General features: G+C 59.7%; 18 protein-coding genes and 2 pseudogenes. 12 read left to right on the top strand and 8 right to left on the bottom strand.

Going from position 1 to position 18380, the window contains the following annotated elements; translation table 11 throughout:
• Together queG and ACQZ5G_RS08675 are read right to left on the bottom strand one after the other, a co-directional pair.
• On the bottom strand, window positions 1-1152 hold the full coding sequence (gene queG / locus ACQZ5G_RS08680; RefSeq protein ID WP_448737592.1) for a tRNA epoxyqueuosine(34) reductase QueG: 1152 nt from the start codon (window positions 1150-1152) through the stop codon (window positions 1-3).
• A gap of 130 nt (window positions 1153-1282) precedes the next feature.
• Entirely contained in the window at window positions 1283-1975 is a 693-nt protein-coding gene (locus ACQZ5G_RS08675) for a glutathione S-transferase family protein (RefSeq protein WP_448737192.1), read from the bottom strand.
• Between the two features lie 159 nt (window positions 1976-2134).
• On the opposite strand from ACQZ5G_RS08675, the gene ACQZ5G_RS08670 reads away from it, so the two are divergent.
• Window positions 2135-2941 (top strand): undecaprenyl-diphosphate phosphatase, encoded by an 807-nt coding sequence (locus tag ACQZ5G_RS08670; RefSeq protein WP_448737193.1) that lies wholly within the window; start codon window positions 2135-2137, stop codon window positions 2939-2941.
• A 608-nt stretch (window positions 2942-3549) separates the two neighbouring features.
• Here the strand turns inward: ACQZ5G_RS08670 and ACQZ5G_RS08665 are convergent.
• The 6 genes from ACQZ5G_RS08665 to dnaN form a co-directional block, all read right to left on the bottom strand.
• Window positions 3550-4530: a complex I NDUFA9 subunit family protein gene (locus ACQZ5G_RS08665; protein WP_448737194.1), complete on the bottom strand. Its 981-nt coding sequence runs from the start codon at window positions 4528-4530 to the stop codon at window positions 3550-3552.
• A gap of 121 nt (window positions 4531-4651) precedes the next feature.
• Window positions 4652-4939 (bottom strand): DUF1330 domain-containing protein, encoded by a 288-nt coding sequence (locus ACQZ5G_RS08660; RefSeq protein WP_003520118.1) that lies wholly within the window; start codon window positions 4937-4939, stop codon window positions 4652-4654.
• Window positions 4940-4959: 20 nt separating this feature from the next.
• Entirely contained in the window at window positions 4960-5667 is a 708-nt protein-coding gene (pyrF, locus tag ACQZ5G_RS08655) for an orotidine-5'-phosphate decarboxylase (RefSeq protein ID WP_448737195.1), read from the bottom strand.
• A gap of 4 nt (window positions 5668-5671) precedes the next feature.
• Window positions 5672-6268 carry a histidine phosphatase family protein gene (locus tag ACQZ5G_RS08650; RefSeq protein WP_448737196.1) on the bottom strand — a complete coding sequence of 199 codons (597 nt, stop codon included), beginning with the start codon at window positions 6266-6268 and terminating at the stop codon, window positions 5672-5674.
• 95 nt (window positions 6269-6363) lie between these two features.
• Window positions 6364-6957 carry a phospholipid N-methyltransferase PmtA gene (gene pmtA, locus ACQZ5G_RS08645; RefSeq protein ID WP_003520115.1) on the bottom strand — a complete coding sequence of 198 codons (594 nt, stop codon included), beginning with the start codon at window positions 6955-6957 and terminating at the stop codon, window positions 6364-6366.
• A gap of 193 nt (window positions 6958-7150) precedes the next feature.
• On the bottom strand, window positions 7151-8269 hold the full coding sequence (gene dnaN / locus ACQZ5G_RS08640; RefSeq protein ID WP_448737197.1) for a DNA polymerase III subunit beta: 1119 nt from the start codon (window positions 8267-8269) through the stop codon (window positions 7151-7153).
• A 267-nt stretch (window positions 8270-8536) separates the two neighbouring features.
• Here dnaN and rsmI point away from each other — a divergent pair, with 267 nt between their 5' ends.
• The 11 genes and pseudogenes from rsmI to ACQZ5G_RS08585 all read left to right on the top strand — a co-directional run bounded on the left by rsmI (window position 8537) and on the right by ACQZ5G_RS08585 (window position 18375).
• Window positions 8537-9478, top strand: a complete 942-nt coding sequence (rsmI, locus tag ACQZ5G_RS08635; protein ID WP_448737198.1) for a 16S rRNA (cytidine(1402)-2'-O)-methyltransferase — start codon at window positions 8537-8539, stop codon at window positions 9476-9478.
• Window positions 9468-9836 (top strand): YraN family protein, encoded by a 369-nt coding sequence (locus ACQZ5G_RS08630; protein WP_003520112.1) that lies wholly within the window; start codon window positions 9468-9470, stop codon window positions 9834-9836. Before rsmI ends, ACQZ5G_RS08630 begins: the two co-directional genes overlap by 11 nt.
• 12 nt (window positions 9837-9848) lie before the next feature.
• Window positions 9849-10010, top strand: a pseudogene (locus ACQZ5G_RS08625) (maltose acetyltransferase domain-containing protein); the annotation flags it as partial.
• Window positions 10011-10235: 225 nt separating this feature from the next.
• Window positions 10236-10397, top strand: a pseudogene (locus tag ACQZ5G_RS08620) (DapH/DapD/GlmU-related protein); the annotation flags it as partial.
• Window positions 10398-10516: 119 nt separating this feature from the next.
• Complete coding sequence (locus ACQZ5G_RS08615) at window positions 10517-11815, top strand: extracellular solute-binding protein (protein WP_448737199.1); 1299 nt, start codon at window positions 10517-10519, stop codon at window positions 11813-11815.
• Window positions 11816-11898: 83 nt separating this feature from the next.
• A complete protein-coding gene (locus tag ACQZ5G_RS08610; RefSeq protein ID WP_448737200.1) occupies window positions 11899-12867 on the top strand; it encodes an ABC transporter permease subunit in 969 nt (322 codons plus the stop codon).
• Window positions 12868-12878: 11 nt separating this feature from the next.
• On the top strand, window positions 12879-13721 hold the full coding sequence (gene ugpE, locus ACQZ5G_RS08605; protein ID WP_003520108.1) for a sn-glycerol-3-phosphate ABC transporter permease UgpE: 843 nt from the start codon (window positions 12879-12881) through the stop codon (window positions 13719-13721).
• A 10-nt stretch (window positions 13722-13731) separates the two neighbouring features.
• On the top strand, window positions 13732-14832 hold the full coding sequence (locus ACQZ5G_RS08600; RefSeq protein WP_448737201.1) for a sn-glycerol-3-phosphate import ATP-binding protein UgpC: 1101 nt from the start codon (window positions 13732-13734) through the stop codon (window positions 14830-14832).
• Between the two features lie 109 nt (window positions 14833-14941).
• Window positions 14942-15454, top strand: coding sequence for a cupin domain-containing protein (locus tag ACQZ5G_RS08595; protein WP_448737202.1), 513 nt, complete (start codon window positions 14942-14944; stop codon window positions 15452-15454).
• 243 nt (window positions 15455-15697) lie between these two features.
• Window positions 15698-16657, top strand: coding sequence for a glutathione synthase (gene gshB / locus ACQZ5G_RS08590; protein WP_003503823.1), 960 nt, complete (start codon window positions 15698-15700; stop codon window positions 16655-16657).
• Between the two features lie 185 nt (window positions 16658-16842).
• Window positions 16843-18375 (top strand): YifB family Mg chelatase-like AAA ATPase, encoded by a 1533-nt coding sequence (locus ACQZ5G_RS08585; protein WP_448737593.1) that lies wholly within the window; start codon window positions 16843-16845, stop codon window positions 18373-18375.
• The last annotated feature ends 5 nt before the right edge of the window (window positions 18376-18380 follow it).

The raw sequence follows: 18380 nt of genomic DNA, 5'->3' as shown, positions 1-18380 counted from the left end.
TCACGCCTCTGCCAGTTGCCATTCCATCTCCGCTTCCGGATCAGGCTCCGGCGCGCGACCGGCAGAGTATGTACGGAATTCGTCCCTGTCCATAAGCCGTGACAAAGCCCATGCGGCCATGCCGCGTACTTCGGGCGAAGGGTCGGTTTCGGCAAGCGCCTTGCATCGTTCCACGAATTGCCGGTCGGCGGAGTTTCCCGCCGCGATCAGCACATTGCGGATGAAGCGATTGCGGCCGATGCGCTTGACGGGCGAACCGCTGAAGAAACTGCGAAAGGCGGCGTCATCGAGCGTGAGCAGGAAGGCGATGGACGGTTCCTTCAGATCCTCGCGCGCCTGCAATTTCATCTCGGAGGCGCTGGCCGCGAACTTGTTCCATGGACAGGCGGCAAGGCAGTCGTCGCAGCCATAGATGCGATTGCCGATCATCGGCCGGAATTCGTGCGGGATCGGCCCCTTGTGCTCGATGGTGAGATAGGAGATGCAGCGGCGCGCATCCAGTTGATAGGGTGCGGGGAAAGCGGCCGTCGGACAGGCATCGAGACAGGCGCGGCAGGAGCCACAATGGTCCCTCTCAGCCTCGTCAAGACAGAGTTCGGCCGTGGTGAACATGCTACCGAGAAACAGCCACGAACCATGGGTACGGCTGACGAGATTGGTATGCTTGCCCTGCCAGCCGAGACCGGCGGCGGCGGCAAGCGGTTTTTCCATTACGGGTGCGGTATCGACAAAGACTTTCACATCCTCGCCGGCGCGCGCGGCAAAACGGGTGGCGATTTCCTTCAGCCGCCCCTTGATGACGTCGTGATAATCGCGATTGCGGGCATAGACCGAAATGGCCGCCTTGTCGGGTTTGGAAAGCAGGCCGCGTGGGTCTTCCTCGGGGCCGTAGTTCAGCCCGAACATGACGATGGAGCGCACGTCTCCCCAGAGCGTTTTCGGCTCTGCCCGGCGGGCCTCGGTTTCCTCCATCCACGCCATCGTACCGTGATAGCCCTTGTCGAGAAACTGTCTCAGCCGTTCCGGCGCGAGCGGAATGCTGTCCGGCGCGGTGATGCGACACAGATCGAAGCCAAGCGAAAGCGCTTCCTGACGAACGAAGTCCGTCAGTTTACGCGCGCGTATCCGCTGCTTTTCGCTCGCGACGTCGATGGTCGTCTCTCCTGCGGGTTATTCTGCGGCATATATAATGCATGTCGCCCGAAAGTGTGCAGCGGTTTCGGGACAACGATATGCTTTAGATACAGCCGCAGGCCACAGCAAATAACCGGGAGGCCAGGCCTCAGAAGTCCAGATCGGCGTAGTGGGAGGAAGGGGCAAGGCGCGGAATGCGTTCGCTGAGGAACGGCCGAAAGGCGGGCCGGGATTTCACCCGCTGATACCATTCCTTGGCAATCGGCGCTTCGAGCCAGTTGATCTCACCGAGATAGTCCAGCACCGAGACCGCGGCAGCGGCGGCAAGATCGGCATAACTCAACCGGTCGCCGGCAAGCCAGGTGCGTGAGCCAGCCAGCCATTCCAGATATTTGATGTGCTGGCGAATGTTGTTGCGGGCCGTGCGCAGCAGCTTGGAATCCGGCGGTCCGCCACCCTGCGCCGCCGTCATCTGCAATTTATAGACCCGTTCCCGCACCAGCGGCCGGGTCACGTCGTTTTCCATCTTCTGCAGAAACCATTCCGTCAGGCGGCGAATTTCCGCACGCTGAAACGGGTCTTCGGCGAGAAGCCGACGGTCGCGCTTCAGAACCCCATGCGTTTCGTCAAGAAATTCCGCAAGCACATAGGGCCCGCTCAGCGAGCGCATATTGTCGTCCAGATAGACCGGCAGGGTGCCGGCCGGATTGAGCGCCAGAAACTCCCGCCGTCTTTCCCACGGCTGCTCCTCCACGAGATCGGTCTGGAACCCGTATTCCGCGAGGATCAGACGAACGAACCGGGATGCGGTCGACATCGGAGAGTGATAGAGAGTTGGCATCGGTACTCAATTTTTACGATTGGTTGTCATGATCGGCATTTGCCGAAAAACTTTTTCAGTTTCGCTTCATCAAGACGCTATAAGAGCTTGGCTACTTTAAAACAAGTTTAACGCAATTGCCTTCCATTGCCACTTTCCCCCTGAAAAGAAGGATACCTCATGGGTGACCAATCGATCATCAGCGCGCTTCTGCTGGGCATTATCGAGGGTCTGACGGAGTTCATTCCCGTCTCCTCAACGGCGCACGTGCTGCTGGCCGGGCATTTCCTCGGCTTCAAATCACCCGGCAACACCTTTGCCGTTCTTATTCAGCTTGGTGCGATCCTTGCGATCCTTCTTGTTTATTTTCAAAAGCTTGTGTCGATTGCGCTCGCTCTGCCGACAAGCGCGAAAGCGCGCCGCTTCGTGCTGGCCGTCGCTCTCGCTTTCCTGCCGGCGGCGATAATCGGCGCTGTGGCGCATGACTTCATCAAGACCGTGCTGTTTGAAACGCCGATGCTCATCTGCGTGGTGCTGATCATCGGCGGCGTCATTCTGCTCGGCGTCGACCGCATGCCGCTGAAACCGAAATATACCGACATTATGGATTATCCGCCGTCGCTTGCCTTCAAGATCGGCCTCTTCCAGTGCCTTGCGATGATTCCCGGCACGTCGCGGTCCGGCGCCACAATCGTTGGGTCGTTGCTGATGGGAGCGGACAAGCGCTCCGCCGCCGAATTTTCGTTCTTCCTGGCGATGCCGACCATGCTCGGCGCTTTCACGCTCGATCTTTACAAGAACCGCGATGCGCTGAGCTTCGATGACGGCGCGCTGATAGCCGTGGGTTTCATCGCCGCTTTCGTCTCCGGCCTCTTCGTCGTTCGCTCCCTGCTGGATTTCGTATCGCGGCGGGGCTTTGCACCCTTCGCCTGGTGGCGCATCGCCATCGGTTCGCTGGGACTGATCGCGCTTCTGGTTCTGGGTTGAACTAGGGGCGGGAATAATCTCCGTCCGCGACGAACGAACAGAAAAAGAAAAAGCGCCCCCGGAGAACCGGCGGCGCTTTTTCTTTGAAACTTTTAAAGGCCGATCAGTTGGTGCTGATCGAAGCCGTTGCGCAGGGGTCGACGCCGTAGGCGGGAGCGCAACCGCTCTTGCCCGCTGCAACCGTTCCCGGCGCCATGAAAGAACCCGCCAGAACCACCAAAGCCGCACACGCAAAAAAGAGTGCGATAGATCTGCCCATTTTATGATTGCCTTTCAGACGTTCGTTCGCGCGGATCATGCCGCCGTGTGTGAATTGAGTGGTCGGGATATGTTTGGAATGTGGCGAATATCAATAAAGCAGCTTGTTGAATACCGGGTTAATACGAAGTCTTTTCCACAGTTGCGCTTGTGCCACGCTTGCCTGTGGAGGCCGGACCGCCGTTAACTTTTACCCGGCTCTGCAAAACAGCCCTGGTTCATTCAATACCTCCCCTGCAGTTGAGGGGAAAATGCACGAATAGCGGTTTGGTTGCAATTGAATTGCGCAAAAACAAAAAGCGGGAATGGCTCCCGCTTTCGTTTATGATCGATGAGGCTGAAGATGGGCTTCAGGCCGCTTTTCCGGCATTGGAGAACTGGCCGTGCGGGCGGTATTGCACCATGTAGGAAGGCAGAATGGACGCGACGCGAACGGGGCTGATGCCGATGCCTTCCAGTGTCAGGCCGTTCTTTTCGGCGTCAGTGGAAACGACATTGTCCTTCTTCAGCATGGTCACCTGATCGGGCGTCAGCGGCGGCGCAATCAGCGGCACCATTGAAGCGATCTTGCCAATCATCGACGCGACGCCGAAGGGCAGGTTGACGAAGGGACGCTCCCGATAGGTTGCGGCAAGAACCGCCTCGAGACAGTCACGGAACGTCATGACATCCTGACCGCCGAATTCATAGATCGCGCCGGGCTTCAGCTTGCCATCGACGCCAAGGGCGACGGCTTCCGCGACATCCTCGACATAGACCGGTTGGAACCTGGTTTTTCCGCCACCGATCAGCGGCAGGAACGGCATGCTGCGGGCCATCTTTGCGAACTTGTTGAAGAAATCGTCTTCCGGTCCAAAAATGATCGACGGGCGCAGGATCACGGCGCCAGGCAGGATGGAATGAATGGCGGCCTCGGCGCGGCCCTTGGTGCGGCCATAACCGGTCGACGAACCGGCATCCGCGCCGATGGCGGAGATATGCGTCAGCGTGGCGCCGGCATCGCGGGCCGCCTCGGCAATGGCTTTCGCACCGAATTCCTGTACGGCGTCAAAGGTGTTGCGACCGCTTTCGGTCAGGATGCCGACGCAATTGACCACATGGTCGGCGTCTTCCACTGCTTTGACGATGGAATCGCGATAACGCAGGTTCGCCTGGGCGAAGGAAATCTGGCCGACATTGCCGAGCGGCTGCAGGAAACCGGCGAGATCCGGGCGGCGCACGGCGACGCGGATGCGGTAACCGCGCTTCGCAAGTATCCGCACGACATGCCGCCCGACAAAACCCGAACCGCCGAAAACGGTGACGAGGGGTGGAAGGTTGGCCAAGGTCATGGGAGGCTCCTCAGAAGCTGTCGATAAAGCGTTTTTCAGTCTCTTAGCCCAAAGCCGCGCGCGCGTGAAGAGATGTTGTCGCGAGGCTGGAAGACGGTTTGGGAAATGCGGTTGACGGTCGTCAAATTCCTTCGACGATCATCATCTCCGCATCCGCGACTTCCTGGCGGATTTTGGCCGCGGCCTGATATTCGGGAGAATTATAGCAGTCGATGGCGTGCTGCACCGAGGGAAACTCGATGACGACGTTGCGCGCACGCGCCTTGCCCTCCAGCTCGGTCAGCGCGCCGCCACGGGCCAGGAAATTGGCGCCGAACCGCTCGAAAGCGGGCTTAGCCGTCGTGACATAGTCCTTGTAACGCTCACTATCGCGCACATCGACGCGGGCGATCCAATATCCCTTTGCCATTTCATCTCCTCCGATTGTCGTTACTGATTGGCCGGAAAGCTGGCACGCAGCATGTCGTCAAGAATGGCGCGGGCCGCCGCTTTCGGGTCTTCCGCCCTGACGATCGGGCGGGCTACGACCAGATGGCTCGATCCGGCCTTGATGGCGTCGTAGGGTGTCATCACCCGCTTCTGATCGCCGAGATCCGCGCCGGCCGGGCGAATGCCGGGGGTGACGACGGCAAGGTCCGGGCCGAGGATTTCGCGCACGGCGGTCGATTCTTCCGCCGAACAGACGATGCCGCCCATGCCCGCCTCGCGTGCCTGCTCCGCCCGGCGCAGCACCAGCGAACGGGCGTCAGAGGCATAACCCGCCTCGGCGAGGTCGACGTCGTCCATTGAGGTCAGCACGGTGACGCCCAGCAGGCAGAGACCGGAGCCTTCGGCGGCCTTGACGGCAGCGCGCATCGCTTTGGGATAGGCATGCAGCGTCAGCATCGACATGCCCATGCGGGCGATGTTTTCGACACCGGAGGCGACGGTGTTGTCGATATCGAGCAGTTTCATGTCGAGAAAAACCTTCTTGCCGCTCCGGACAAGGTCGCGCGCGAATTCGAGACCGCCGGCAAAGACCAGCTGATAACCGATCTTGTAGAACAGAACCTCGTCGCCGATTTTCGACACGATGTCTTCGGCCTGCTGCACAGTCGGAACATCCAGCCCGACGATGAGTTTTTCGCGCGCGGTCATTGTCTTATCCCTGCCATGTTTCCATTGCCGTCCAGTCGCATGTGGGGGACGCGGCTGCAAGTGAAAAGTCGGCAATGGGGAAGCGAAAGAGATTGCCGCCGCCGGGCGGCTGGTCCTTGCTGCGGCTGATGCCGCGGCCTTCGATATGGCATTTCAGAAGCGTACCCACGCCACCGTGGCCGACAAAGGCAATCGGCTGCTGCGGGTCGTGCCGGTCAAGAACGGCTTTGACCGCCCTGACGATCCGCGTCTGCGCGTCGATTGCACGCTCCCAGCCGTGAAAACTTTCCTCGGGATGGGCGAAGAACCAGTCCGCCGCCTTTTCGAATTCCGGCGGCGGCAGGAAGCCGGTGGCGGACCGGTCGTTTTCATGCATCGCCTCGACGATATCCATTTCCGCCCCGGAGGTTTCAGCCAGGATGCGGGCGGTTTCGATCGCCTTGGTCTCGGCGCTGGAAACGATGCGGCGCAATGACCGTGCCCAGGGCAGGCGGCTTGCCTCGCGCGTCCGCTCGACACCCCTGTCCGAAAGCCCCCATTCGGGAACGGAAACAGCCGGATCGATCTTGACCTGGGGGTGGGTGATGTAGAGCGCATGCATGGCAATCGGTCCTCAAAGGCGATGGAAAGGGCAAATCGACACCCTAACCATTCGTCACGACCGGGAAATGACAGGTTCCGGCACTCTGTCGAAGATCAGGCCCGCGTGTAGGTCCACAATTGCGCCGGCGGAATATTGCGCACGATGAAATCGAAATGGCGGATGTGGTAGAGGTGCGGCTGCGCGACGATGGGGGAAATCGGGCCATAGGATATCTGCACGACGGGGCGGCCATGGGGCACGCGCTTCAGCAATTCGTCGAGAAGCTTGATACGGGCGGCCATGGGGAAATTCAGCATCGGCACCGCGGAGACGACGCTGTCGAACATCTGGCCCTTGTGTTCGCCAAGCGTCGCATCGAGATCGAAGGCGTCGCCATTGACGAAATTGACGCCCGGATAGCTCCTGAGCAGCTGATTGTAGAAATCGGTCGAATATTCGATGGCGGTCAGGTTCTCCGGCTTGATGCCGCGCGCCAGAATGGCCTTGGTGATGACGCCCGTGCCCGGGCCGAGTTCGAGAACAGGCAGGCCGGAATGGGGATTGATGACACTCGCCATTTTTTTCGCCGTGATGGACGATGTCGGCACAATGGCCCCGACTTTTTTCGGCTGGCTGACCATGCCCTTGAAAAAGCGGATTTCTTCTTCAAATTTCTGTTCAAGCCGTTGCTTCAGGTTAAGTGCCATAGTTCCCTCAGATGCTTTTGGTCATTGTCAAAAAACTGTTACGCAATGTTGATCCCATTTGGCGCAAAAACAAGGCAAAATGTCGTAACTGGAAAAATTCGCTTACGGTTCGAAATACACCGTCGCCGAATCAAAAAAAGCCGGTGAAGCGTTCCACCGGCTTTTTTGATGAAACCTGCAAAAAAGTCCCGTTTCAAACGCGCATCGGCATCAAAACATATAACGCATCATCGCCAGCGGTGTCGCGAACGAGCGTCGGCGAGCCGGCGTCGGCCAGCAGGAAAATCGCGTCGTCGCCGGAAAGCTGCGAGGTGATGTCGAGCAGATATTTGGCGTTGAAGCCGATTTCCATCGAATCATTGTCGTAGCCAACAGCGACTTCTTCCGTAGCACTTCCCGAATCCGGATTGTTGACGGTTAGCGTCAATTGCCCCTCTGTCAGCGCCAGCTTCACAGCGCGGCCGCGCTCGGAGGAAATGGTCGAGACGCGGTCGACAGCCTGCGCGAAGGTCTGGCAATCGACCCGCATTTCCTTGTCGTTGCCGGTCGGGATAACGCGCTGATAATCCGGGAAGGTGCCGTCGATCAGCTTCGAGGTCAGAACGACCGAGCCGATGGTCAGGCGGATTTTCGCATCCGAGACTTCGACGGTGACTTCCAGTTCCGGGTTGTCCATCAGCTTCTGCAACTCGCCGACGGTCTTGCGCGGAATGATGATGCCCGGCATGCCTTCGGAGCCGGAAGGCGCATCCACATCGGCGCGCGCCAGGCGGTGACCATCGGTCGCGACGGCGCGCAGCTTCAGGTCGCCATTGCTTTCGATGGTATGGAAGAAAATGCCGTTCAGGTAATAGCGCGTTTCTTCGGTCGAGATCGCAAATTGCGTCCGGTCGATCAGCATCTTCAGATCGGTCGCCTTCAGTTTGAAGGTGTGGCTGAAGGTGCCGGCCGTGAGGTCGGGGAAGTCCCCTTCCGGCAGGCATTGCAGCGAGAATTTCGAACGGCCGGAGGCAACCGTCATCGAGGAGCCGTCCGGGTTGGTCGCCAGAAGCACTTCGGAACCGTCCGGCAGCTTGCGCACGATTTCATAAAGCAGATGCGCCGGCACGGTGGTGGCGCCTGCCTGCTCCACCATGGCCGGTGTCGCTTCGGTGATTTCGAGATCGAGGTCGGTCGCCTTCATGTCCAGATTGGCGCCGGATGCGCGCAGCAGGACGTTGGACAGGATCGGGATCGTGTTGCGACGCTCGACGACCCGGTGGACGTGGTTCAGCGATTTCAGAAGGTTCGACCGCTCAAGAGTAATACGCATGGACGCTACCGCTTTCAACCGTTGCGAACCGGCCACCGCCGGATCGGCAAGAAGAGTCTTCACCGGCCAGAAAGCCGGATAATGTGGACGGGCAAAATGGCAGAGTTATTGCAGGAAATGCAAGAGCCGAGTGCATCTGCCGCGGGTCATTTTGCTGCTATATAGCATGATCCACAGGCTGGGGACGTCCGTGGACCTTGTTCGCTGGTTTTCTATTGCCCATAAAGAGAGGAAACCAGAGCGACCGGCCGCGAATAATTGGCCAGAATGATTGGAAGCCGTGTGACGGAAGAAATATCGAATAGCGACTTGAGAGATGCGACAAAGAGTTTCAGGATCGGCACGGCCACCATTCCGGCGCGGCCGCTGGAGCCGGCGCTTTATCTCGTGGCCACGCCGATCGGCAATCTTGGCGATATCACCATCCGCGCGCTGGAAACGCTGGCCTCGGCCGATGTCCTCGCCTGCGAGGATACCCGCGTCACCCGCATCCTGCTCGAACGTTACGGCATCCGCACCCGCCCGCTCGCATATCATGAGCACAATGCAAACGAAGCGGGGCCGAAGCTCATTGCGGCGCTTGAGGCGGGAAAATCCGTGGCGCTGGTCTCGGATGCCGGAACGCCGCTCGTTTCCGATCCCGGTTACCGCCTCGGCCATCTCGCGCTCGAGGCCGGGCATCGTGTCGTACCGGTGCCGGGAGCATCCGCGCCGCTCGCCGCCCTCGTGGGTTCGGGAATGCCGAGCGATTCTTTCCTGTTTGCAGGCTTCCTGCCGGTGAAGGATCGGGGCAAGCGCGACCGTTTTGCCGAACTCGCGAAAATTCCGGCCACGTTGATCTTCTTTGAATCGCCGCATCGCATCGGCGCTTCCGTCAAGGTGGCATCGGAAGTTCTTGGCCACGACCGCCGCGCCGTGGTCTGCCGCGAGCTGACCAAGACCTTCGAGGAGTTCCGGCGCGGCACGCTGGGCGAGCTTGCGGATTATTACGGTGGCGACCGTGTGGTGAAGGGTGAGATCGTGCTTCTGGTGGAACCGCCCTCCTATGACGAGATTCCCGATATCGAGGATGTCGAGAAGCTGCTGAAGGATCTCGTTGCCACCATGCCCGCCGCCAAGGCGGCAGGCGAAGCCGCCAAGCTGACGGGCCTGCCGCGCAAGGAGCTTTATCAAAGGCTGCTGGATATGAAGGAAACGGATGGCCGCTGACGGGCGAAGCAATAAAAGGCGCAAGGCCGAGCGACGCGGCCATGCCGCAGAATATTGGGCGGCACTTTATCTGCTGCTGAAGGGATATCGCATCCTCGCCATTCGTTATCGCACCCGGCTGGGGGAAATTGATCTCATCGCCCGCAAGAAGGACCTCGTCGCCATCGTCGAGGTCAAGGCGCGAACGTCCGGCGAAGGTGCCGTGGATGCCGTCGGTTTCCATTCGCAGCAACGCATTCGGGCGGCGGCCGATCTATGGCTTGCCCGTCGCAAGGATGCCGCGCGGTTTTCGCTGCGTTTCGATATCATCGCCGTTTTGCCGCGACGCCTGCCGCAGCATTTTATCGACGCCTTTTAAGGGGAGGGAAACATGTCCACCGAGCGGGAAAAAATGGCCGCGGGCGAATGGTACAGCTGCATGGATGCCGAGCTGGATATATTGCGCTGGCGGGCACGAGGGGCCGTCCACCAGCACAATACGATGCCGCCGGATGAGCGCGGGGCAATGGCCCCCTTGCTACGGGCTCTGTTCGCTTCTGTTGGTGAAGGGGCATTTATCGAAGCACCGTTTCATTGCGCTTACGGCTTCAACATCACGCTGGGCAAAAATGTCTATCTCAATGCCGGCTGCACCATTCTGGATTCCGCAAAGGTTACGATAGGCGACGGCGCGATGCTCGGGCCTGCGGTGCAGATCTATTGTGCGGAACACCATCTGGACCCGGTGCCGCGTGCGCAAGGCATTGAAATCGCAAGGCCCGTCACGATCGGCCGTGATGTCTGGATCGGCGGCGGAGCGATCGTTCTGGCTGGCATCACCATCGGTGACGGAGCGATTGTCGGCGCCGGTTCGGTGGTGACGCGCAATGTGCCGCCGGGCGTGACGGTGGTTGGAAATCCGGCTCGGCCCATAAAGCGCATGGCCGACTGAGATTTTCGTCAGTCGCTGTAATAAATCTGACATGGAACTGTCAAAGAGGCGTCATTGAACCCCTCTATTCGCATCCTCACCCCAATAATTGGTGGAGAGGATTTAATATGTTCAAGAAGTTTTCCATGGCCGCTGTGGCCGTCAGCATGTCGGCAACGTCTTCCATGGCCGCGACCAACATCACCTGGTGGCATGGCATGGGCGGACGTAACGGCGAAGTCATCAACGAAGTCGCCCAGAAGTTCAACGCGGCCCAGAAGGATTGCGCTCTGACGCCGGTTTCCAAGGGCTCCTACGAAGAAGCGCTGGCAAGCGGCATCGCTGCTTTCCGTTCGGGCGAGCAGCCGAACATTCTGCAGGTTTTCGATGCCGGCGCCGCCACCATCATTAACGCCAAGGGCGCTGTCATTCCTGCGGAAGACCTCATCAACAAGGCCGGCTACAAGTTCGAGCGTGAAGCCTTCATCAACGGCGTGCGTTATTTCTACGCTGCCGCTGACGGCAAGTTTGTCGGCATGCCGTTCAACACCTCCGCTCCCATCATGTACGTCAACGACGAAGCCCTGAAGAAGGCCGGCGTCGAAGCCCCGAAGACCTGGGAAGAGTTCGAGCAGGTTGCGCCGAAGCTGAAGGAAGCCGGCTACATTCCGCTCGTTCAGTCGCAGCTCACCTGGCAGTTCACGGAGAACTTCTTCTCCCGCAACAACATCCAGTTCGCCACCAACAATAACGGCTATGACAGCGTCACCGACACCAAGCTCAAGGTCACCGACCCGAACCTCGTCATGATGTTCGACAAGCTGAAGGACTGGAAGGACAAGGGCCTGTTCGCCTATTACGGCGCCGGCTGGAACGACAACCAGAAGCCCTTCGAAGAAGGCAAGGTTGCTTTCTGGATCGGTTCTTCGGGCTCCTTCGGCGGCCTGCAGAAGACGGCGACCATGCCGTTCTCGGCAACCTTCCTTCCTTACTGGGGCTCCATCAAGGGTGCTGGCACCAACTCCTTCATCGGCGGCGCTGCGCTCTTTGCAATGTCGGGCAAGTCTGAAGCCGAAAACAAGTGCGTGGCCGACTTCTTCCAGTTCCTGACCTCGCCGGAAATCCAGGTCTTCTACCACAAGGCAACCGGTTACGTCGCCATCACCAAGGCCGCTTACGAAAAGGCCAAGGCTGAAGGCTTCTACAAGGAAAAGCCGGTCGCGGAAGTCGGTATCCAGCAGCTCTCGCTGCCGGGCGGCGAATGGTCCAAGGGCTACCGCCTCGGCTTCTACCCGCAGATCCGCGCCGTCATGGAACGCGAATATAACCGCATCTTCTCCGGCGAAGTTACGCCGAAGGCTGCTTTCGAGATCATCGAGAAGGAAGGCAACGACCTGCTCGCCCGTTTCGCGAAGACGGCCGGCTGATCGTCTGTTTCGAAACCAATGACCATTGCCGAGCCTCCTTTCCCACGGAAGGGAGGCTCGCTCTCGGATAAGGAAGCGCAAGCGTGGCCTATACATCGTCTCAACCGCGCCGGTTTTTCTCCGGTCGGTCCGCAAAGGCTGGAAAACCCGCCAAGCCCGCAGAAGCCGGCATGAAGCGCGTGCAGTTCTCCTCGTCCTTTGTGCCCTATCTGTTTCTGGCGCCGCAGCTTGCGGTGATTTTCATCTTTTTCTACTGGCCATCGGTTCAGGCCATACATTCGTCTTTCTATATCGAAGACCCGTTCGGTTTCGGCGCTTCCTTCGTCGGACTTGCCAATTATTCGGATGCGATCTTCAGCCCCGAATATCTCAGCATCGCCAAATTCACGGTTGTCTTCACCGTGCTGGTCACCTTCTTTTCGTTGGCGCTCGGCCTGCTTCTCGCCGTCAAGGCGGATGCGGTCATTCGCGGCAGCTCGACATACAAGACGCTATTGATTTCCGTCTATGCCATCGCGCCGCCGGTCGCCGGTCTCATCGGCATGATGTTTTTCGACCAGCATATCGGCCCCTTCGTCAAGATGGCCGCATTCCTCGGCTGGGACATGAAGGTCGGCCTCAATTATTTCGATACGGCCTTCGCCATGATCGTCGTCGCGGTCTGGAAGCAGATCCCTTACAACTTCATCTTCTTCCTGTCGGGTCTTCAGGGTGTGCCGGTCTCGGTGCGGGAAGCCGCCGCCATCGACTGCCGCTCGGGCTTTCGCCGATTCTGGACGGTGATCATGCCGCTTCTGGCGCCCACGGCCTTCTTCCTGCTGATCATCAACATCACCTATGCGCTCTTCGACACGTTCGGCGTCATCGACGTGATGGTGAAGGACAAGGCTGCCAACAACCCGATCACGCTGGTCTACAAGGTGTTTCTGGACGGTTTCCGCGGCAATGACATCGGTGGCTCCTCGGCCCAGTCCGTCATCCTGATGCTGGTCGTCTTCGTTCTCACCATCATCCAGTTCCGCTTCATCGAAAAGCGCATCCATTACAATTGAGGGAAAAGACCATGTACAAGACAAAACCCCTCGATCATCTGGTGTTGATCATCGGCGCGCTGTTCCTGATATTGCCGGTCATCGTGGCCTTCATGACCTCCACCCATACCGCTGCGGAAATCCACCGCAGCGGTCTGACGATGGTTCCCGGCGACAATTTCATCGAGACTTATGAAAAGGTCCTGACCCAGAAAGGCGGCTTCACCGGGCAGATCACGGGTCTCAACATGGTGTTGAATTCGCTGATCCTCGGCATCGGTTTTGCCGTCGGCAAGATCGTCCTGTCGATGACGGCGGCCTATGCTATCGTCTATTTCCGCTTCCGGTTCGCAACGCTCGCCTTCTGGATCATTTTCACCACGCTGCTTCTGCCGCTCGAAGTGCGCATCATGCCCTCCTACGAGGTGATGAGCAAACTTGGCCTTCTGAACTCCTATACCGGCCTCATCGTGCCGCTTCTCGCTTCGGCGACGGGCACCTTCTATTTCCGGCAGTTCTTCAAATCCGTGCCGGAGGAGTTGCTGGAGGCTGCCCGCATTGACGGCGCAGGGCCGGTGAAGTTCTTCATCGACGTTCTCATCCCGCTGTCCCGCACCATGATGGCGGCGATCTTCATCATCATGTTCGTTTATGGCTGGAACCAGTATCTCTGGCCCATGCTGATGACGACGGATGAGGGCTTCTTCACCCTGATGCGCGGTATCAAGTCGATCCTGCAGGTCTGGGTCGGCTCGCAAATTCCCGATTACAACGAAGCTTTCGCGCTCGCCGTGCTGGCCATGCTGCCGCCGGTGCTGATCGTCGTCATTTTCCAGCGCTGGTTCATCAAGGGCCTGACCGAAAGCGATAAATAAGGAGACCGAAATGGCCGCGATAGAAATCAGTCAGGTCTGCAAGGATTATCATGGCGGCGTGCGCGCCGTGCACCACGTCGACATCGACATCAGGGACGGCGAGTTCATCGTTCTGGTCGGCCCCTCCGGCTGCGGCAAATCCACGCTTCTGCGCATGGTCGCGGGGCTTGAGGATATTTCCGAAGGCACGGTGAAGATCGGTGACCGGGTGGTCAATCAGGCCGATCCGGCTGACCGGGATATCGCCATGGTGTTTCAGAACTATGCGCTTTATCCGCATATGTCGGTGCGCCAGAATCTGGAATACGGGTTGAAGAACCGCAAGACGCCGAAGACGGAGATCGATGCGCGTGTGGCCGAAGCCGCGCGTATGCTGCAGCTCGAACCCTATCTGGACCGCAAGCCGCGCGCCCTTTCCGGCGGCCAGCGGCAGCGTGTCGCCATGGGTCGCGCCATCGTGCGCAAACCGGCGGCCTTCCTGTTCGACGAGCCCCTGTCCAATCTCGATGCCAAGCTGCGCGTTTCCATGCGCGGCGAGATCAAGCGTCTGCAAAAGCGCCTCGGCACCACCTCGCTCTACGTCACCCACGATCAGCTGGAGGCCATGACGCTGGCCGACCGTCTTGTGGTGTTGAATGGCGGCCGTATCGAACAGATCGGCGCACCGCTCGATGTCTATCACACCCCTGCTTCGACCTTCGTTGCGAGTTTCATCGGCTCTCCCGCCATGAACCTGCTGAACGCCGAATTGCATGGCGATAGCCTCGCCATCGGTCCGTCGCTCTTTGCGCTCAACGGTTTCGCACCTGCCTCCGGCTCCGTGACGGTGGGCATGCGGGCGGAAGATTTCCGCCTCGCTGCGGCAGGTGAGCAGGGCTTCCCGCTTCGGGTCGATTACATCGAAGAACTGGGTTCGCAGCGCCTTATCCATGGCATGATCGGCGACCAGAACCTGACCGTGGCCTTCCCGCCGGATGTCGAGGTTCCGTCCGCCCTCTCCGTCACGATCGCGCCGGAAAAACTGCATTTCTTCTCCAGCGAAACTGGCAAGCGTATCGCCGGCAAAGCGGAGCAGCTGGCGGCGCAGCCCGCGCAAATGGCGACGGCCTGAGTGCTTCGCAGAAATCGGCGCGATGACTAAAATTGCGCCGATTGTCAAAACCGCTTCGTTACGATCCCGATGATAGAAGACCTCCAATATTTCGCGGGGGTTTTCTAATATGTCCTTCAAAATGATGTTCGCTGCCGCAGCAACCATGGCGGTCCGGACCGTGCCGATATTGCCGGCCTATTTGCGCCGGTCAAAAGACGAGGCCGTCGTCAGCGCATCCTGCACCGATCTGCGGCTTCAGCCGGCCCCTATCAATCCGGAATGGATCATTTCCGGCAACCCCCAGGCGCGCGCGGCGGATCATTCCAGAAGCGGCGACCGTGCCTCCAGCACCGCCATGTGGGATTGCACGGCGGGTGAGTTCCGCTGGTTCTTCGGCTGGGATGAAACCGTCTATATTCTCGAAGGCGAAGTGCATGTGACCGCGGAAGACGGTTCCATCAGCATCCTGCGGGTCGGCGATGTCGCCTATTTCCCTGCGGGAACATGGGCCACCTGGCGGGTGGATGAGTATGTCCGCAAGGTTGCCTTCATGCGCCGTCCGTTCCCCAAGGCGCTGGCTTTTGCCTATCGCGTCAAGAACAAGCTGTTCGCCGGCCGTTCCTATAAGCTGGCGGCCTGAACCCATAAAACATTCCAGTCGGCGCCGCCTGCACGGCTCCGCCGACGGAATTGTGAAGGTTCAATAAAACTCACACAAACCACCGCTTGCAGCAGTTGCCTTTGAATGGTCGCTGCCCTACATCTTCAGGGTTTTCTGAAGCATTTCCGGGTTTCTACCGGTCCTGCAGGGAAGCTTGAAAAGGCGAGGCAATGGGCATCGCGGGCCGACAAAGCGTCCGCATGCTGCAAGAGGAACATGCGCATGGCGAAGATCAAGAACGTCGCGATCCAGATGGATCATGTCTCCGGCATCAATATCGCCGGTGACTCCACCTTCGCCATGAGCCTTGAGGCGCAGGCGCGCGGATACCGGCTGTTCCACTATACTCCCGAGCGCCTCTCCATGCGCGATGGCAAGATTTACGCCACCGTCGAGCAGATGGAACTGCGCGACATCAAGGGCGACCATTTTTCGCTGTCCGAACCGGAGCGCGTCGATCTGTCGACTATGGATGTCATCCATCTGCGTCAGGATCCGCCATTCGACATGGCTTACATCACCTCGACCCATCTGCTGGAGCGCATTCATCCGAAAACGCTGGTGGTCAACGATCCCGCCTGGGTCCGCAATTCGCCGGAAAAGATTTTCGTCACCGAATTCGCCGATCTGATGCCGAAGACGCTGATCACCAAGGATGTGGAGGAAATCGCCCGCTTCCGCAATGAAATGGGCGATATCATCCTCAAGCCGCTTTACGGCAATGGTGGTGCAGGCGTCTTCCATTCCGCGCGCGACGACCGCAATTTCTCCTCTCTGCTGGAGATGTTCGGCCAGATGTTCCGCGAGCCTTATATCGCCCAGCAATATCTGCCTGACGTCCGCAAGGGCGACAAGCGCATCCTTTTGGTAGATGGCGAACCGGTTGGCGCAATCAACCGCGTGCCGGCGGAAAACGATGCCCGCTCCAACATGCATGCCGGCGGCCGGCCGGAACCGACGGAACTGACGGCGCGCGAGAAGGAAATCTGCCGCCGCATCGGCCCTGCCTTGCGCGAGCGCGGTTTCCTCTTCGTCGGCATCGATGTGATTGGCGACTATATGACGGAAATCAACGTCACCTCGCCGACCGGCATTCGCGAAGTGCGGAAATTCGGCGGTGCGGATGTCGCAAGCCTGTTGTGGGATGCGATCGAGAAAAAGCGCGAAGCCCAGGATTTCTGAGACGAGCTTTCGCCGGTCCAGCTTTGTTCCGCGAGTACAACTAGACACAACTAAAATACATCGTCAGCGAGAAATTGTTCGCTGGATGTTCTTGTTTTATTCTTTGCCCTGTGGCACGTTGCTTGCGGGTGGCCGTGATGGGGCATGAAGCTCTGACCAGCGCGGCCGGTTTGCGGGGGCAGGCCATGGTGGCAAGGGTCAATACGGTTGCATTTCAGGGCATAGAGGGTGTGCCCGTCGAGGTGCAGGTCATGGTCGCGCCGGGAAAGGTGGGCATCCAGATTGTCGGCCTGCCCGATAAGGCGGTGGCCGAAAGCCGCGAGCGGGTGCAGGCCGCCCTGCATGCCTCCGGTTTGGCGCTGCCGGCAAAAAAAGTCACCGTCAATCTCGCGCCCGCCGATTTGCCCAAGGAAGGATCGCATTTCGATCTTCCCATTGCGCTTGGCCTCATGGCCGCTTTGGGGGCGATACCGGCAGAAATGCTGGCACGTTATGTGGTTCTCGGCGAACTCAATCTCGATGGCACCATCGGTATGGTTTCGGGCGCCCTGCCGGCGGCCATCGGCGCCAATGCGCTTGGCAAGGGGCTGATCTGCCCGGCTGAAAGCGGGCCGGAAGCGGCCTGGGCCGGCGCCGGTATCGATGTTCTCGCCCCGCGCAGCCTGATTGCGTTGGCCAATCATTTTCGCGGCACCCAGCTTCTCTCGCGCCCGACGCCCGCCATTCGCACCCACCCGGTCAATCTGCCGGATTTAGCGGATATCAAAGGACAGGAGAGCGCCCGGCGCGCGCTGGAGGTGGCGGCCGCCGGCGGCCACAACCTGCTCATGGTCGGTCCGCCCGGCTCCGGCAAATCCATGCTCGCAGCCCGCCTGCCTTCCATCCTGCCGCCGCTGGAAGCGGCGGAATTGCTGGAAGTGTCGATGGTCCATTCCATCGCCGGCCAATTGTCCGGCGGCAAGCTTTCGGACCGCAGGCCATTCCGCGCCCCGCACCACTCCGCCACCATGGCGGCGCTGATCGGCGGGGGGCTTCGCGCCAAGCCGGGTGAGGCTTCGCTCGCCCATCACGGCGTTCTTTTTCTGGATGAGTTCCCGGAATTTTCGCCGCAGGTGCTGGATGCACTGCGCCAGCCTCTAGAAACGGGCGAATGCATCATTGCGCGGGCCAATCATCGCGTCAGCTATCCGGCGGAAATCCAGCTCGTTGCGGCGATGAACCCCTGCCGCTGCGGCATGGCGGGAGAGCCGGGCTTCACCTGCGCACGAGGCCCGCGTTGTGTGACGGATTATCAGGCCCGCATTTCCGGCCCGCTGCTGGATCGTATCGATATCCGCATCGACGTTCCCGCCGTCTCCGCCGCCGATCTCATCCGCCCCGTCGCGTCAGAGCCGAGTGCGGCGGTCGCCGCCCGTGTTGCCCGGGCGCGCCTTGCGCAGCAGGAACGTTACGCGTCGGCGGGATTTGCCGCCATTCGCACCAATGCCCGCTGCACGACGGCCCTGATAGAAAAATATGCCGAGCCGGATGCGTCCGGGCTGCAATTGCTGCGCGATGCGGCCGAGCGGCTGAAGTTCTCCGCGCGCGGTTATCATCGCATTCTCAAGGTTGCCCGCACCCTGGCCGATCTGGAAGGCAAACAGACGGTCGGCCGCATCCATGTGGCGGAAGCCGTGTCCTATCGTATCGCTGGCGAAAGGCTGACGGCGGCGGCCTAGAGCAT

The organism is Agrobacterium sp. 22-214-1, from assembly GCF_053522465.1.
This window is presented reverse-complemented; position numbering and strand designations above follow the sequence as displayed.

Bases quoted from the DNA above. Each gene is read 5' to 3' on its own strand.
- ACQZ5G_RS08675 (WP_448737192.1), bottom strand. From the start codon at position 1,975: ATGCCAACTCTCTATCACTCTCCGATGTCGACCGCATCCCGGTTCGTT.
- ACQZ5G_RS08670 (WP_448737193.1), top strand. From the start codon at position 2,135: ATGGGTGACCAATCGATCATCAGCGCGCTTCTGCTGGGCATTATCGAG.
- ACQZ5G_RS08665 (WP_448737194.1), bottom strand. From the start codon at position 4,530: ATGACCTTGGCCAACCTTCCACCCCTCGTCACCGTTTTCGGCGGTTCG.
- ACQZ5G_RS08660 (WP_003520118.1), bottom strand. From the start codon at position 4,939: ATGGCAAAGGGATATTGGATCGCCCGCGTCGATGTGCGCGATAGTGAG.
- pyrF (WP_448737195.1), bottom strand. From the start codon at position 5,667: ATGACCGCGCGCGAAAAACTCATCGTCGGGCTGGATGTTCCGACTGTG.
- ACQZ5G_RS08650 (WP_448737196.1), bottom strand. From the start codon at position 6,268: ATGCATGCGCTCTACATCACCCACCCCCAGGTCAAGATCGATCCGGCT.
- pmtA (WP_003520115.1), bottom strand. From the start codon at position 6,957: ATGGCACTTAACCTGAAGCAACGGCTTGAACAGAAATTTGAAGAAGAA.
- dnaN (WP_448737197.1), bottom strand. From the start codon at position 8,269: ATGCGTATTACTCTTGAGCGGTCGAACCTTCTGAAATCGCTGAACCAC.
- rsmI (WP_448737198.1), top strand. From the start codon at position 8,537: ATGATTGGAAGCCGTGTGACGGAAGAAATATCGAATAGCGACTTGAGA.
- ACQZ5G_RS08630 (WP_003520112.1), top strand. From the start codon at position 9,468: ATGGCCGCTGACGGGCGAAGCAATAAAAGGCGCAAGGCCGAGCGACGC.
- ACQZ5G_RS08615 (WP_448737199.1), top strand. From the start codon at position 10,517: ATGTTCAAGAAGTTTTCCATGGCCGCTGTGGCCGTCAGCATGTCGGCA.
- ugpE (WP_003520108.1), top strand. From the start codon at position 12,879: ATGTACAAGACAAAACCCCTCGATCATCTGGTGTTGATCATCGGCGCG.
- ACQZ5G_RS08600 (WP_448737201.1), top strand. From the start codon at position 13,732: ATGGCCGCGATAGAAATCAGTCAGGTCTGCAAGGATTATCATGGCGGC.
- ACQZ5G_RS08595 (WP_448737202.1), top strand. From the start codon at position 14,942: ATGTCCTTCAAAATGATGTTCGCTGCCGCAGCAACCATGGCGGTCCGG.
- gshB (WP_003503823.1), top strand. From the start codon at position 15,698: ATGGCGAAGATCAAGAACGTCGCGATCCAGATGGATCATGTCTCCGGC.
- ACQZ5G_RS08585 (WP_448737593.1), top strand. From the start codon at position 16,843: ATGGTGGCAAGGGTCAATACGGTTGCATTTCAGGGCATAGAGGGTGTG.